Source organism: Flavobacterium myungsuense (assembly GCF_042677265.1).
Classification (GTDB): Bacteria; Bacteroidota; Bacteroidia; order Flavobacteriales; family Flavobacteriaceae; genus Flavobacterium; species Flavobacterium myungsuense.
The window spans coordinates 49,713-67,393 of the sequence record NZ_JBHTIZ010000004.1; the positions used below are offsets into that span (position 1 = coordinate 49,713).

At 32.2% G+C, this 17,681-nt stretch carries 5 protein-coding genes; all 5 read right to left on the reverse strand.

Annotated elements, in window-relative coordinates; genetic code table 11:
- Positions 1–103 precede the first annotated feature (103 nt).
- The gene (locus ACFQ0S_RS00445) at positions 104–1,474 is read right to left on the reverse strand and encodes a tetratricopeptide repeat protein (protein WP_379754955.1); all 1,371 of its coding nucleotides are present in this window, start codon (positions 1,472–1,474) and stop codon (positions 104–106) included.
- An 11-nt stretch (positions 1,475–1,485) separates the two neighbouring features.
- On the reverse strand, positions 1,486–2,424 hold the full coding sequence (locus tag ACFQ0S_RS00450; protein WP_379754952.1) for a hypothetical protein: 939 nt from the start codon (positions 2,422–2,424) through the stop codon (positions 1,486–1,488).
- Positions 2,425–2,431: 7 nt separating this feature from the next.
- A complete protein-coding gene (locus tag ACFQ0S_RS00455) occupies positions 2,432–4,588 on the reverse strand; it encodes a hypothetical protein (protein ID WP_379754949.1) in 2,157 nt (718 codons plus the stop codon).
- A 187-nt stretch (positions 4,589–4,775) separates the two neighbouring features.
- Complete coding sequence (locus tag ACFQ0S_RS00460) at positions 4,776–14,951, reverse strand: putative Ig domain-containing protein (RefSeq protein ID WP_379754946.1); 10,176 nt, start codon at positions 14,949–14,951, stop codon at positions 4,776–4,778.
- A gap of 22 nt (positions 14,952–14,973) precedes the next feature.
- The coding region (locus tag ACFQ0S_RS00465; protein ID WP_379819037.1) for a T9SS type A sorting domain-containing protein at positions 14,974–17,681 on the reverse strand (2,708 nt) is incomplete at its 5' end.

Here is a 17,681-nt window from a genome sequence, read left to right on the forward strand (position 1 = left end):
TTGGTTCCTTATTCCTTATTCCTATGTTTATATACTAGAGTGAAAAAATCAGAGCATTCAGGTTTCACATATTACTCAATTCCTTGAAGCGGATGAAAGAACTTTATTTTGACATTTTAGCTGCTTCTGATTTTTGACTCCATTCTTTTTCCAGTTTCCTATCTCTTTTTACACTCCTGTCTCCATACGCATAAATTTCTACCAGTAAATCCATAGCCTCTGTATGCCCTTTATCTGCTGCAGCTGTTAAATACCGGACAGCTTCTTTTTCTGCACTCACATCTTTAAAATTATAGTCTTTGTAAATTTTACCAACTTTGTATAATGACCAAGTATCTCCATTTTCAATAGCTTTTTTATAACATTCCATAGCCGCCCCTGCACTTTTATCCCTACCAAGTCCACCTTCAAAAAGCAATCCTGCATATACCCAAGCATCTTTGTTGGTTGAATCTAGCTCTACAGCCTTATTATAAAAATCGTAAGCTAGTTTGTAATCTATTCCTACACCTTCACCATAATGATACAACTTGCCGATTTCTAAACAGCCTCGAGAAGAATTTTTCTCACAAGCCATACCGAACCATTTTGAAGCTTCAATATTATTTTTTGGAACTCCATTTCCGTGGTAGTATAACCATCCTATATTCAATATAGAAGTATCATATCCCAAATCCGCACCTTTACGATACCATTTCATGGCTTCTGTATTATCCTTAGAAACTCCTTTACCATCAGAATACATAACCCCAATTTTATTTATTGCTTCAGTGTGTCCGTTTTTCGAAGCCAATTTAAACCACTTCATTGCTTCAAGATAATCTATCGCCACCTCTTTGCCTTTATAATATATATAACCTATGTTATATGCTGCTAAAGCACATCCTTTTTGAGCACCCAACTTGTACCATTTTAAAGCACTACTAATGTCTTTTTCTACCGTAAATCCCATTTCATATATACCCGCAATCCTATCATCGGCTAGTCCATTGCCTAAATTAGATGCTTTTTTAAACCATTCTATAGCAAGCAAATGTTTTTCTTTTTTGTATTCTTCATTGCCTTTTATGTAGTCGGGCATTTGTTCCCATTTCTGAATTTGTAGTAGTGGCTTAACTTTTTGTTCTATTTCATATACTGTTTTGAATTTATCAGGAACAATGGCATCCTCATTTTTTTCCGAGAAATTCATGTATTTTTCTACTTCTGCAATCAACATTATAGTTTTTTTGTCTTTGACATTAGTGTAGTCGAATGTTTTGTCTAATGCCTGTATTTTTAAGAAAGACACATTAGGCGTCCATTTTTGAAGCAAATTTTCAACTTCTAATAAGCTAGTTAACGCATCCTCATACTTTTCTTCTGCAAACGCTTGTTCAGCGTTTTCATACTCTATTTTTGCTTTTAAATTTCCTTGAGAAAAGGAATAATTAGAAATTAGTAGAACCGTAAATGTTAGTAGTATATGTTTCATATTTTCTATGTTTATTGTAAATATCCATCGACAAGTTTTTCGTTATTTAAAAAACTAATTGCCACCGTACCATATTCCTGATGATATTCTAATACAATATAAAAATTAATGGAAGTATCTTCAGTAGAATTAGGCACCCTAACAATAATTCGTTGCCAACCAAATACTTCTTTACCTTCAATAATATATTTTTTATCATATTGGTTTAATGCTTTTTTAAAATAATTATAAATTGATAAACAATATTCATAAGGTTTATTTGTAGGGCCTGTAGAAACACTATACATTACAACTGCATTATCTTTATTTACTGCTGCTGATATTACGAAATCTTTTTTTCGTTCTTTTCTTGAGTATAAATTTTCTACAAAAAAATAAAAAAGTGGCATCCCGGAAATATTATTATTTTCATCTCCCCTTTTTAAGTTTGAATTTCTAAGAACTTCGTTTTGAGCCATGAAATTGTCATAACTAAGACCCAGTTTACACTGGAATTTTTTACATAAAGTATCGGCATAACGGATTAAATTTTTAATATTTTCTTTTTTTATCCTACCCTTTTCAATCTCTTGCTTTATTGCTTCATCTGAATCTGAAATGTTTTTTATTTCTCTACTTATCTGATAGATTTCTCTAAATTTGTCTTGAACAGCTTCTATAGTTTCGTATTTATTCATATAAAATCTACAATCTGCTTTCAAACTTTTTATTATGGCGTAATCATCTTTTAGTAATTTATATTTGGCCATGATTTTTAAATAGAGTGTTTTAGGATTGACGTTTTTTAATAGTTGTTCTGTCTCTTCAATCTTTTCTAATGCTAAGGCATAATTTTCTTTATCAAAAGCTTCCTCAGCTTCTTCGTATTTTATTTTTGCAATAGTGTTTTGAGCCTTACTACTTGTGGCTAAAAAAAAGAGTACACTAAAAATAAATAGATGCTTTTTCATGTGTTTATTATTTAATTGGATTGCCCCAAAAATCTGTTTTAGCATTAGTTTGGGATGGCTTGGATGCTGGCTTTTTAACGGGTGTTTTTTTAGTTTCAGAGTTTATAGGGTTGCCCCAATAATCTATTTTTTCTGATTGGAGTGAAGAATTGTCCTCATTAGTATTTGAAGTGTGCTGGTTACCATTCTCAATGGTGCCATTGCCCCAGTAATCAACATTTGTTGAAGATTCTGAAGTGGCTGGTTTTCCCTTATACTGAAACTCTGTTATGCCCATTTTAGAGGTATTGGCCAATGTAACAAATGCATTTCGCATTTCGTCAGCCATTGCTCTAGTCGTATAATATCCCATAAGCGTAATAGGAGAACCCGTTACTGTTTTAGTTAATTCACTTATCAATCGGTTTTTGAACAACCAGGTGCCATCATTATATTTGGCTATAGGAAAAACATTGCTAAGGGTGATTGTTGGATAATTGTCATTAATAGCATTTGGATTAAAAACATAGGAAAAAAAGTATAATTCATTCGAATTTACGGGATGAGAAGAAAGCGGAAGACCACCATCTGGAAACTGTGAAAAGAATTTTTTTCTAAGTTCAAGAAGGTTTGCTTTTTGTAATTTTATCAATCTGGATTCCGCGGCTTCTCTTTGCTCTCTGAGTTCTTTTTTGGCTTTTCTTTCTGCTGCTTCCGCTTGCATTTGCCCAACATAGTTGGACACATCAGTAGCAAATTGTCCAATAATTCTACCGTTTTCATCTGTGTTTTGATTGTAGATATTCAAATTAGCTTGATTTTTTTGAGTATTTGCCTCTTGTAGTGTTTGATATCCTTGGGTTAACGCCTGATATTTTTGACGGTAATCTGCTTGCAGTTCGGCCGCATTGGTGTAATTACCTGAAAGCTTAGCATTATCGCGAATTTGTCCTTTTGCTTCATCAACAGCTTTTGCTGCATAGTAACTGGTTAACCAGTTTTGATAGGATATTTCGGATTTTCTTTGGGTCTCTTCAACATCTGCCCAATATTTATTAGTAGAAGCTTGAAGTTCATCCTTTGTTTTTTTTATCAATTCCTGGTCTTGTTGCTGTTTTTTTGCCCTAGCCTCGGCTAGTTTCCCTTCGGATTCTTTTTTCTTAGCTTGAGTGTATTCATCATAAGAAATTTCGTGATAATTATTGTCTTCGTCTTTTTCGTAATATTTTCCGGTTGTTGCTTCTTTAGCATATTTAGGAAGCTTTGATCGGTCTATACCATTAACCATATTAGGATTTCTTGAGTTGCTTTTTTTAGGGGAGTTCGATTGATTTGATGCCGCATTATTAGTGCTTTTGGATGCATTTGAAGCTGCTTTATCAGTTGTGGTATTTTTGTTATTCTTTGATGCTTCTGTGTTATTGCTAGAACTTTCCTTTTTTTCATCAATCAATTTCTGATTTGCTTTTTCATCATTTTCAATTTCTTTAATTTTATCTAATTGCTCCTTAGGATAAGGATCATTGTATAATAATTTGGAAGCTTTTGAATAATTAACTTTTGCATCCTCCCAGTTTTTTGATTTAAACGAAATATCAGCTTTATTTATTAACTCTTTATAATTATCCCTATCTTTCATTAGCTTTTCCATTTTATCAATCCTAGCAGTCAATTCAAAAGAGTCATCGAAATTAATTCTATTGGCTCGAGATCCAACCAAACTTAAGTTTAAATGATTTAGATCTAAGTCTTTAGATATACTGCCAATATTATATACATTATCATATGAACTATTCATACTAAACGAATTTCCAATATTATCAACTGATATTTGAATATCTATTAAAGTAATTTTAATTTTATCAAACCCTACCATGCTTAAACCATCAGTTCCATGCATTTCATCTTGTCTATAAATTCTATTTTTATACTTATATCTTAATGCTCCAAAAGTTGCTGTATAAGTAAGTTTTAATTTATAATTAATATTAACATGAGTATCACCTCCTGAAGTTTCTTTTACAAAGTAGTATTCAAAATCAACAGAAACATCCATTGGGCCACTATGTTCAGTTTCTGGTAATATATAGGACCAAATTGAATGCTTTGTTATAGACCTATTAACTTCTTGAGCAAAAGTTAATGAACAACTAAAAACTAAAATACTAATTAATGTTTTTTTCATAATTTGTTTTAATATTTATAAAAGCCATAAATAATAGCGCTTTTATTTGTATTGAAATAAAAGGCATAAAGAAAGTGATTAACACCCCTTTTAGTTTCACGGATTCTACTTTTTCATCTAATTGTTACAAGCATATACTATCTAGTTTATGATACTATTCTTTTACTTTTAAAACTGTTCTTCCCTATCATTCGATTAACAACCTAAACTTTAGCTTCTCTTCTTTGTTAAAAAGCATCATAATATACATGCCTGATGCCAAATTAACATTTATATCTTTTACTTTAGTTTCTATATTAACATGGCTTTCTTGATGTACTAGTTTTCCAGTTAGATCGAAAATAGTTAATGTACAGTCATTTAAAACTCTATTTGTATGTATTGTAAATTGCCCTTTATTAGGTATTGGGCTAATAAGATTTTTACCAACATTAATATTGGAATCAATATCAAGTGTTTCATCATTAACAGTTATAACTACACCAAAAGAAGAATTCCCTCCAGAATTAGAAGCAATTACGGTATAGGTTGCGGTACTAGCAATTGTAGTAGGAATACCCGTAATACTTCCTGTTGCTGGATTAAATGATAAACCAGAAGGTAAACTAGGCGAAATACTATAGCTAATTACAGTTCCTCCAGAAACCGAAGGGTTTAGATTAGGAATAATTGAATTTTTAGTAAATACATTTGGATTATTATATGACAGTGCACTCGGAGCACTATCATTTACCGTAATAACAAAATCAAATGAAGCAATACCACCAGAATTAATTGCAGTTACTGAATAGATTGTGGTGCTAGAAATTGCAATAGGAGTTCCTGAAATGCTGCCATTTACTGCATTGAATGATAAACCTAAAGGCAAACTTGGCGAAATACTATATTTAATAACGGTTCCTCCCGATACCGAAGGATTTAAATTATTTATAATTGAATTCTTAGTAAACACATTCGGAGTGTTATACGACAGTGCACTAGGGGCAATATCATTTACTGTAATAACTACACCAAAAGTAATAGAACCGCCAGAAATCAACGCGGTTACTGTATAAGTAGAAGTAGTGGAAATTGCAGTAGGAATTCCTGAAATACTTCCAGTTGTCGTATTTAATGATAGACCAGATGGTAAATTTGGAGAAACACTATAACTGATTACCTTGCCAGCAACAGTGGGATTCAAGTTTGAAATTGAACTTCCTAAAGTAAACACATTTGGAGTAGGATAACTCAGTAGATTAGGGGTAATATCGTTTATAGTAATAACTACTCCAAAAGAAGTAGAACCCCCAGAGTTGGCAGCAGTTACGGTATAAGTAGCTGTACTAACAATAGCAGATGGCGTTCCAGATATAACTCCAGAAGTAGTATTTAAAACGAGACCACTAGGCAAACTTGGATTTACACTATAACTTAAAATTAAACCGCCAGATGATGTAGGATATAATGGTGCTATTATTGAGTTTTTAATATAAATATTTGGAGAATTATAGGATAGCGCACTCGGAGCAATATCATTAACGGTTATTACCACACCAAAAGAAGAATTTCCTCCAGAGTTACTAGCAGTTACGGTATAGGTTTTGGTGCTAGAAATTGTAGTAGGAGTTCCTGAGATGCTACCGGTTACAGTATTGAATGATAAACCAGATGGCAAACTAGGGGAAATACTATAACTAATTACGGTTCCTCCAGAAACCGAAGGGTCTAAATTAGGAATAATTGAATTCTTAGTAAACACATTCGGAGTGTTATAGGACAGCGCACTCGGAGCAATATCATTAACCGTTATTACAACACCAAAAGATGAATTTCCTCCAGAGTTACTAGCAGTTACGGTATAGGTTTTGGTGCTAGAAATTGTAGTAGGAGTTCCTGAGATGCTACCGGTTGCAGTATTGATTGATAAACCAGTTGGCAAACTAGGGGAAATACTATAGCTAATTATGGTTCCTCCAGAAACCGAAGGGTTTAAATTAGCAATAATTGAATTCTTAGTAAACACATTCGGAGTTTTATATGAAAGCGCACTTGGAGCAGTATCTTTTACCGTGATAACTACATCAAAAGTAATAGAACCCCCAGCACTTAAAGCGGTTATCGTATAAGTAGAAGTGCCAGAAATTGTAGTAGGAGTTCCTGAAATTACCCCATTAGTTGTATTTATAGACAATCCAGAAGGTAAATTAGGATAAACACTATAACTGACAATGTTTCCAGTGCCAGTAGGAAACAAGCTTGAAATTGAACTTCCCAAAGTAAACACATTTGGTGTAGGATAACTTAATAGCTCTGGCGCACTATCTTTTACAATTACGTTTTTAGTTGCGGTTAAAGTACAATTTAAAGGAGTTTGATATCTAAGAATTAAAGATTGCGTGTTCAGTTTATTCCATTTTACTGTTACCGTATTTACAGTCGACGATATAATTTCCCCGTTTATAATAATCCAATCATACTTATTCATAGTATTAGTGGCTGTGTAAGTATAAATATCTTTCATATTAGGATTTTCGTCACCAGAAATTGTTATCGGATATTTGGCTGAATTTCCAATTTCTTTACTTTCAATTAAAAATCCATTCAAGCCACTCCACTTTTTACTAATCTTTGTTTTATCAATTTCTAAAACAATCGAACCATCATTCAAATTTTGAATATTTTCTAATGTGTATTTTTTATCGGTTATTCTTTTTACTATGACACCATTTTTTGGGATTACGACACCCGATGATTTTAATGTAATCGCATCAATAGAAAATGAGTTTGCTTTAATATCCTCGGAAAAATTCACATTGACATAATCAAAATCTGTACAATCGTTACTTATTTCATTAACTGGTTGAATTTCTGTTATTATATCTGTAAAGTCAATGAATGCTGATACTATCTCAGCATTGCTCCTGTTTCCATTAACATCATAAGCAACTACTTTAAATTTTTTGGCCCCGACCTTATCCTTAAGAGCAATACTATACTCTGCTGATTTATCTCTAAATTGTTTATCAATTAATACTTCACTGGTTCCCAAAAGTTCATAGACTTCAACAGTAATATTAGCTACTAATGTTTTATACATTAATTGAATATCAGCTCCAGAAGTAATATTATCTGTCCCTGAAATACCCCTATCTGGACTTACTTTTACATTTGAAATAGCATTTAAAGCGGCTAACCTCACTGTCCATGAATTATCTGCAATACCTTCACCAAAATTGTCATTTTCATCCCTAAAAGTCGATTGATCTATTGTTAAGCGATACGTTCCATTATCAGCAGTGTAACTTCCAAGCCCAAATATTTTATAATGTAAATCATCAATTTTTTGAATAATCACTGGAATATCAATTTTTTGACCATTCTTGGTAAATTGCAGAGCAGAAGTTTCAAATTTTGAAACCAATTTTCTATTCAATTCAATTTCTAGTTCTGTAATGTTCTGATTATTAGCACCTCCTTGACTATAAGTTTGAATGGTCACGACTTTTGGTAAATTATTATCTACTATCCAATCATAGGTTTGCAATGCAAGTCCTGATAGGCCGTCAATAGTTTTAATCTTAGTAACATCTATTCCAATACTATAGCTTCCATTATCTTTATTGAATGGATTAATTCCGGATATAGTGTAGTTGTAATCATCTATTTTTTGAATAGTAAGATTGTTTACTGGTAGATTATTAATGGTTATTTTATCCGAAGTAAATTCTTCTGTACGAATAGGTTTGTTGAAAATAATATTGATACTATTAATGGGTTGTTTCTTTATCTGATCGGTTTCAAATTTTAAAATTCCCAATTCATTAACAAACTGTAGCCAATCTATTTTTTTTCCGTCTTTACCTTCGTTTCCTAATACATCTTTAACACCTAACGCTTTTACTGTCAATTGATAAAATCCGGATTGTTTGGTAAGTGCCGAAATATTTATAGAAAAAGTAGTTGCGTTAATTTTACCTATCAAAATATCATTGTTTGGTAAGGTTACACCTTGACGGATTAATTCAATGTTTGCATTGGTAAACGTATTAAAATCAATCTCCTTGTTAAATTCCACTGTAACAAGTTCAATAGATTTCGTATTATATTTCTCAGGTGCATTTACAAATGTTACCACTTTAGGAATATTTCCATCTATAGGATTAAAATATAAAGTATAGGTTTCGATACCTGAAATTTTATCTAGAACATGCAATTTGTTTTCATATTTAGGATTTAAACCATCTTTTAGTGTTACCTGAGTTTGCCAGAAATTTTGTAATGGAATCTCAAAACTATCACGATCACGTATCACTTTAACCAAATTGTATTGGCTTGCTGACGGATCTAAAATATTTCCATAATTCCATCCTGTGGTACTAGGATTAATTTTTATTTTAGATGTTAATGTTGAAGCATTAATTTGGTTTAAGAACGTAACAGCTTCAGCCTTAGACACTTCTTCGTCGTTGCCATTTGATAAGTAGATTCTGTCTGGAGTATCGTATACATCAGAAACATCATTGACTAAGAAATCTGAAATGGCATCACTATTTATACCGTACGTTTTTACACTTTTAATGAGTTCATGTATATAGGCTCCTTTAATTAAACTTAAATTAGCATTTCCAAAACTACTTTTATGACTAACCTTAACATCATATTTAACAAAGTGACCAATAAGAGAACTGGTAAAAAACCATTGACCAATCGCCGCTGTTTTAGGTTCAATATCCCCAAAATTAACATTCAGTAATCCAAGCTGTCTCGGTTCATTATTGAAGTTACTTCCTATCATATTAAAGTTAATTAATAACCCTTTTTCATTTTCAATAATTTTAGGTTGCATAGATTCTACATTCACATTTTTAGCCAATCCAAAGCCATCGTTTTTGATCATTAATGATAATTCTGCAGGTATAGAAGGCTCTACTATATCATCCGTTAGTGCATCATCTCCCAAAATATCTCTTTGCATAAAATAATGCAACACCAAATCTGGACTAGGATTTACTTCTAAGGTAACCGGATTAAGGGTTATGCTAACTCTTTCGTTAACCTCAGGATCAAAATAGGAAAGGACTCCACCAAAAGAATAGGATTTTTTTACCTCAGGAGCAGCTTCTTTGGTTGGGATAAAAGTTACCAAACCCTGCCCGTTCGAATCAGGATTTACACTTCCTGTTCCGTTAAGGAAAGCTTCTTTGTTGATTTGAAAGAAATGAGTTTTATTTTCCCCATTTTCATCTTTAACCACCAAATCTAAATTGATGTCGTTTATCGCTTTTGAACTGCCATTATTAATTTTAAGGGTTCCTTCAAATGCCTGGCGTGTCATCGTTAGCTTTTGTGGGAACTCTATGGTTACAGAGGCACAAACACTTGAAGTATCTTCACTTTTTTCTTTTATAAATTCATCTATAAATTTTATATTAGAAGTATACATGTCTAATACAGAAACAAATCCTCTTTTGAATGCGTAGGGTTGAAGTTCTTCTTTTATTTTTTTATATTCATCAATTTTTATTTTATCGATTATATCAGGATATTGAGCATTTGGCGAAAGAATGCCTGCGTTCCATGCTTCGACGGTATTGTTCCACCTAGAAGTAAAACTGTCAATATAAGATGCCGTAACTGAGGTGTTTTTTAAACTTTCATTAATTGTCAAAATATCGGCTGGTGTAAATGTCAATTGATTAACAACTATATTGTTTACTTGATTAATAAATAAATTTAAATCCGAAAAATTATTTTCTAAATCAGTATTTTTAATATATTCAGAAATCAGATTATTGTTTGCGGTAATGGCATCTGTGATTTTTTTGAAATCTTCAGAGATTAAATCCCAAGCTCCATTTGTTGAAGGAGAACTATTTGAAAATGCTAAACTATTTGATACTTTAGCACTTGCACGTGCCAAACCTGGTGAATTTCCCCAAACTAATGGGTTAATTATGCATTCATTAATCGCTTCACCTAATGAATCACCAAATTCGTATGCTCCTACAACAGAATTTACAGCACCAATAAAAGTAGTTGCTGGATTTGCTAACAGCACTGCAGCTTCTTGTAGAGTGTCTTTGCCATTAGAATTGGCTTCTAAAAGTTTTTTCAAACAAGGATCACACATATTTGGAAGTATTGAAGATAAGACTCCAAATGCAGCAAAACCACACCGACAACCTTCCTCTCCAGAACCACCACCTCCAGGACCTCCAGGACCTCCATCTGTAGTAGGAGGATTAATGACGATTCCACCGCCACCTACCGCACGACAATTTTCGTTTATATAATTAGTATAAGCAGATAATGCTTTCTCGCCATCACAAACGTAAAAAGCATTTAAAGCAACTGATACAACGCAAGGTATAACATTATTTGTTTGAACTGTTCTGTTTGGGTTTCCGGTATTTTTCATTAATACAGGTATGGTAATTGCTGATTTTGCATTCAATTCATCGAGGAAAGTTATTAGGGGTTTAATAGTGTACCCATTTATTTCTTCTGCACTGATACTTACTTTTTGTGCGGCAATTAAACCATGATTGGTTACAGTAATATAAGTCATTCTTGATTCCCCAACATTTAAATCTAATTTTGGATTATCGACCTCCATTACAATTACAGGTATGGGAACATTAGTTTCAAACTTCACGTCCAATTTAATCTCGTATTCATCAAGTATCTCTGTTGGCTTGACATCCCAAGAATAAGTTACCGCCTTGTAAGGAAGAAAAGCAGTAACTTTTGTGTCCTTGCCTGGGTCAACCAATATATTGTTTTGATAAGGATTATGCTTCTCTGCTGAAATATCAACAACATACCACCCTTCCTTAATTTTTGGCACTTCAAATAAACCCAATTCGTTGGTAAGCCCTTCAGCAATTATCTCTCCTGTAAAAGGGTGCTTAATAACCACTTTTGCCCCCTTTAGATGCGGGGCACTTACGGTATTATAAGTAAACTCATCAGTTGCATCTATAATTAATTTTCCAGTAGATTCAGATACGGTTTCCAGCCTGAAAGGTACAGACAACCAATCGCCTGCTTTATGTTTTATAACAAAATTACCTGAAATAGGCACATTAACTTGCTCTTTTACGGTAGGTTGGAACTCTAATACTATTTTAATTTCTTCGTTAGATTTAATTCTTTCGATTACTTTTTGTGAATTTAATCGCAACCATCCCAACTCTGGCAATAGCACCTCTACATTTTCAGCATCGACAGCTCCCACATTTTTAACAGTAAATTCATAAAGTCGGGTTTGATCTTTTACCATAGTGGTGTTTATTGTAATGGGGTTAGCCACTAATTTAGCTACTTGATTCTTACAATAGTAATACACCTGCTCACTGTATTCGGCTCCTTCGTTAGAGCGTATGACCATTTTATATTCAGAGTATTTTAATTCTTTGGAAGCTATAGTTGATACTATTTTGTACGGGAAATTTATAGTTGCTCCTGCTTCAATATCTACTGGATTTTGATCAATTGTGAAATCCGCATCAGCAGGCAGCTGAATTTTGACATCTGTTAATTTGGTATTGGTTTTATTTTTCAGAACAAACTCTTTGCCTAAAGGCTCACCAACCAAAGTTTCCCATTTGATGTATTGGGGTTTGTCTAAAATTTCAAAACCTAATAATTCAAAACTTTCTTGAGGTACAATTTCTTCACCCGGGAAGGCTGCTGTTACTGTATAAGATCCACTTTCATTTGCTAAGGGTACGTATTCAAAACTGAAAGTCCCATTCGCATCTGTTTTCGTATCGTAGCTTCTTTCAAACTCTTCATTTTTGATTGTTAATGCAATAGCGGCATTAGGAACAGGATTGTTTGATGCCCTTTTTGCGATTCCAAGAACTTTAACAATCTCACTTGTTTTATACACTTTTTTACTCAGTGTTATGGCAACCGTATAAGAGGGTAAAATTTTAATCAGTAACTGATTTTGATTGTTTTCGTATGTCAATTCGCCAATAGAATAATCTGCATTTACTACAGTTATTAGATAATAATCACCTGAAAAATTGGGTAGTTGAATGTCTTCTGTATATTCATAGGTTGTATTTATTGCTATAGCCTTATTCACTATAGAGGATGCAAAGGGTTTTATGCCACTACGATTTTCAGTTTTAGATAAATAATAATCTATTTTATAACCTGCAGGGAAGCTCGTATTTCCTTGATTTTGAATAAAAGTACGCAATGGTATTTTTGTACCTGCTTCTATACTGTTGTTTGTTGTTATTTTTGAGATTGAAGCATCTGGTTTATTTTGGTTAGAAACTAATATCCAACCAAATCCATTACTATAATTTAAAGCTTCTGCTTGAATCCTAATGTTTTGGTCTCCATCTTGATTGGGGTCAATTTTAGTATTGAATACTAATTCAACTTCTTTTTTATTAGCAGGTATGGTAACTGTATTTGGCAACTCAATAATATTTGGCGAATCACTAGTTAAGGTTACTACAACCGGATTTTGCAGAATTATTGGATTACTTGTGTTCCTTGAAATGATAAGTTTGTTATTGATGGCACCTGCTTTAATGGTAGAGGGAGAAAGTGTTGTTATCAAAGCCAGTCCATCATTATCTAAAATAGTAATGTCTTGCATAATAATAGTATTTAAATCACTACTATCAATACAAGAACATTCATCAAATTTGATTTGAGAGCGTAATGATATGGTTCGTTCTCCTTCCACCACAGCATTATTTACGACACCAATATTGAATATTTTTTCAGATTGTCCTTTATCAAATAAAATTTCAGTAGGCAAAATTAATTGTTCTTCTTGATCAGCACTAATTTGTACGACCACTTTTTTATCAATCTGATTGGTTCTTTTTAGGGTTCCATAGGAGGCTTTAATTCCATCTCCTTCTGAGATTTTGTTTGGACTTATACTTAATGTGAAGTTAGGAATGTTTATAGAATTTAATGTAATCTCTTTGTCGGCAGATGTATACCCTTCTGCTTTTGCAAAAACATTTACAATTTCTGTCTTTTCTATTTTCTGTGTATCTAAAACAGCACCTTCGAACGTAATATTTTTATTGCCAGCTAATAATATTACCTGTGATGGTAATTGCAATCTTTTAGATTTGTCTGTAGAGATATATATTATTTGATCTTTATTTTTAGAAAAATTTGAAGTAAGTGTAAAAACTATTTTACTTCCTATTGCTGATGAATAATTTTGCGGATAGTCTAAACTAAGAATTACATTTTCATCATCTAACAAATTAAAGCTTACATTTTCGTCACTATAGGTATTTCCTTTTGCAACTAATGTAATTGTAGTATCTCCTAAATAAGTAGAATTGTTTATTGGTTTTATAAACCAAAAATTTGACGATTCGTCTTTATTGATTTTAATTGTTGCAGGTAAATTGAACAGACTATTGTTATCTGAAGAAATAGTAAAAGTTTCATCGGTACTAATATCTCCACTTCTAGCCAAATTAATTCTTAATTGATCTTGAGAGTTTTCTAAAATTTCACTTCTATCAATAGTAAAAATCAATCTTCTTAATAAATTAGCATTTACTGCAGAAAGTGCAGTATTGTTACCTTTTGCATTATCAGGTTCTCTAACACCTGAATTTGTAATCAAAGCTACTTCAATTTTTACATTACCGTCAAATCCTATAATTCCTGGAATATCAATTTCTGCATTTCTAGTAATTGTTCCGTTTTCTAATAAAGTTGCGTCAAAAGCTGCATAGCCTATAATGTATTTCTTGCCAGTACTCTGAGAAACCAAAGAAATTTGTTCTCTCCAGCCTCCAATTGCCGCTGATAGACCAATGTTTTGAACTTCCCAACTTACGGAACATGTTGTATCAGGAATAATGTTATTTTGTGATACGGATATTGACCCTACTTTTAAATCAGGATTTTTACCTTCACCTATTCGTAATATACCGTTTTTAGGATTGCTACCAATATCTTGCCCTGCACTAGAACTTACTATCGCCTGAGTAAAAACCATTGGATAGGTTTGTCCAGTACTATATCCTAATGGGATCTCAATAGGAATTTCAATTAAATCTCCAGTTTGTCCTGTAAAATCATCATTGGTTCCTGAAAAACATAAGAATAAATATTCACCATTTCCTAATGCTTTAGGATATATGACGTGATTGGTATTTCTTCCAATAAATCGGACTTCTTTGTCATTGACTAATAATTCGGTTGGCACCTTTATTTTAAACTGCAAACCCGAAACCTTGTTTGTGTTTTCAAGTCTAATGATGATTTTAGCGGTATCTCCAGGACCAGCATCTAGGTCCTTAATAATGATGCTATTTTGTCCATATACTGTTGAGACAAATGATAAAAGTAATAGTATGAATTTAATAAATTTCATGGTTGTTTTTTTATTAGTTATTTTAATTTACAGTCATTTTACCTTTTAAGGGTGCACTATTATTTTCAGAATCAATAGTATAAAGGTAGACTCCTGAAGGTAATTTATTTCTGTTAAATTTATAATGGTTTTGTCCGTTAACAAGATGACCTAATGTTGTTTCCAAAACTTTTCTACCGCTAATATCATAAACACTAAATGTTGCTTTTGCAGCATTGTTGGAGAAAAATTCAATCGTAGTCTCATCGTTGAATGGATTTGGGACGTTATATATTTTTGATGGCTCTACGATTTCTATAGAATGAGTTTCTAGAGTAGTTCCAATAATTTCATTAGGTATTTCAACAGCATTTCTATCAGACAAAATAGCCGATTCTATTTGTGGAGCAATTTCGTTGATTTTTGCTACTATTATTTTTCCTTTTAAAGTAGTATTGAACGAATAGGCAATTATGTTTACTTGATTGTCTTTTTCATTCAAATTGACTGAAAATCCTTGAGCAGAAATTAATTCTTGAATGGCATCTTTTGTTGTTTTATTAATTAGAATCTCAAAACTAGCAACATCATTGCCTTTTGTATCTATGAGTAACATTCCATTTTCAATGCTCAAAACTGGTTTAAGTTCAACATCTTTAGGTGCAGAATTTCTATTACTGGAAGGTCTTGAGCCTTGATTTTGAATAATTTTTACCTGGCCAATTATATCAAGAATACTAATTTGATTGTCATTATTAACATCGGTTGCACTATAATTAAAGTAGTTACTGTAGTTATCCAAAATATAGTTAATTCCTGTTTGAATATCCAAAACATTCAAATTACCATCAAGATTAGAGTCACCCATTTTATATTTTAGATTGAAATTAACAACACTATTCTTAGCATTTCCTGAAATTTGTCTTAATTCTATTTTTTGGTCAATTGGCACTTTCCAAAATGTCATAATATCCATTAATTTGATACCTTCTTCAGCCATATTTACTGTTCTTGAAAAACTTCCAATTCTTAAATCATACGTTTGATTATAAAATCCCCTTTTGGTATGATCGTATCTGTTTATACTTAAATCATTAATTACCGTAGCCGTATTTAGGTCTAAATCGCCCACATCAATTGATTGTCTATCATACGCAAAGTCTATCGTAGAAGGGAGTGTGGAAGCAATTCCAGTGAGTTTATTTGAAGACAAATTTAATTTGGTTAAATAGGGCAATTTGTCAAATATATTTGGGACTATTCCTGAGACATTATTTGTACTCAAGTTGATGGCAACAATGTGACCATCATACGTTGTTACTCCAAACCATTTGGTAGTATTCAAATTATTAGTAGTAACCGTCCATTTATTTGTCCATTGAGAGCCGTTTAATTGATTATACAACTCAACTAATGCAAGGTATTCTTGCTGTACCACTGGCACATTAGATTTATCTTCAATCCCTTTGAAATTGAATTCCGTATTTCTAAAACTACCCGTTGTTTGCCGAATCGTAATTTTTGCCCCTAATGGAATTTCACCTATTCTCACATTGTTAAATATAATTTCGCCTAAATCATTTGTGATTGTGGTGGTGTGAGTGACATTATTTACTAATAATGCGAAACTATTTTTTGCATCAAAATTGTTTTTTTCTAATTCATATTTTACAATGTCACTAAGGTCAACTTTCAGCTGACTTCCTTCTACATTTAAATTGATGTCATAATTAATTATTTGATTTCGTAAGTCTATGTATGTTTTAGAATAGTCATAATAGATTTTTTTTATTATTTTATCAAAGCTATTGCTTGATAAGTCTAAATATTCCAATGCTATAAAATCAGATAAAGCAGAAGGAATAGAGCCACTAAATTTGTTATTCCCGATGGCAAATTTCTTTAATTTTTGCAATTCAGCTATTCTTGAAGGTATGGCTCCTGAGAGCAAGTTTGAATTTAGATCTAAAACTTCTAAATCTGTCAATACATGAAGGTTGTTTGGTAAGCTCCCAGCGATTTTATTATTACTGAGATTTATTATTTTTAAATATTTTAAACCTGTAATTTCAGCCGGAAGAACTCCCGATAAGTTGTTATTGAATAAATTAATAGAAACGACATGACCGTCCTTAATACTGACACCAAACCAACTTACGGTATTGAGATTGTTTTCTGTAATATCCCATTTGTTAGTCCAGGAAGCTCCAAAGGTTGATGCATATATCTTTTTTAAAATATCGAATTCTTCGTTCACTAAAGGCTTACCAAAACTTACTTTGCCGTAATTGATATTTGAATAGGCTGCTATCCCTTTGGTTTGGTATATTCTAAGGATATCTGTTTCTTTTAAATTCAACAAATTGATATTTGTAAATACTAGTTTTCCATTGTTCGAATAGCTGGTTTTTTTATATATACCGTTAACAAATAATTGAAATTCATTCTTGGCATCAAATGTTACTACTTCATTATTTAATGCAGTTACTAAATGTAATGGCAAATCGATAGCAATTTCATTTGCTCCAAGTTCAATACTTTCTATGCTAATACTCTGGTATTGAAAATTAAGATCCGTTAATTTTAAAGTAGAAAAACTGGAATCAATATTGGTTAATGCATTACTACTTAAATTTAATGTTTTAAGTTTGATCAGACTACCTATTGATGCTGGAATAGAAGTAAATTTATTAAGTGCAAAGTCTATAGTTTCTAATGCGGTCAAATTGCCTATTTCACTAAAAATAGCCC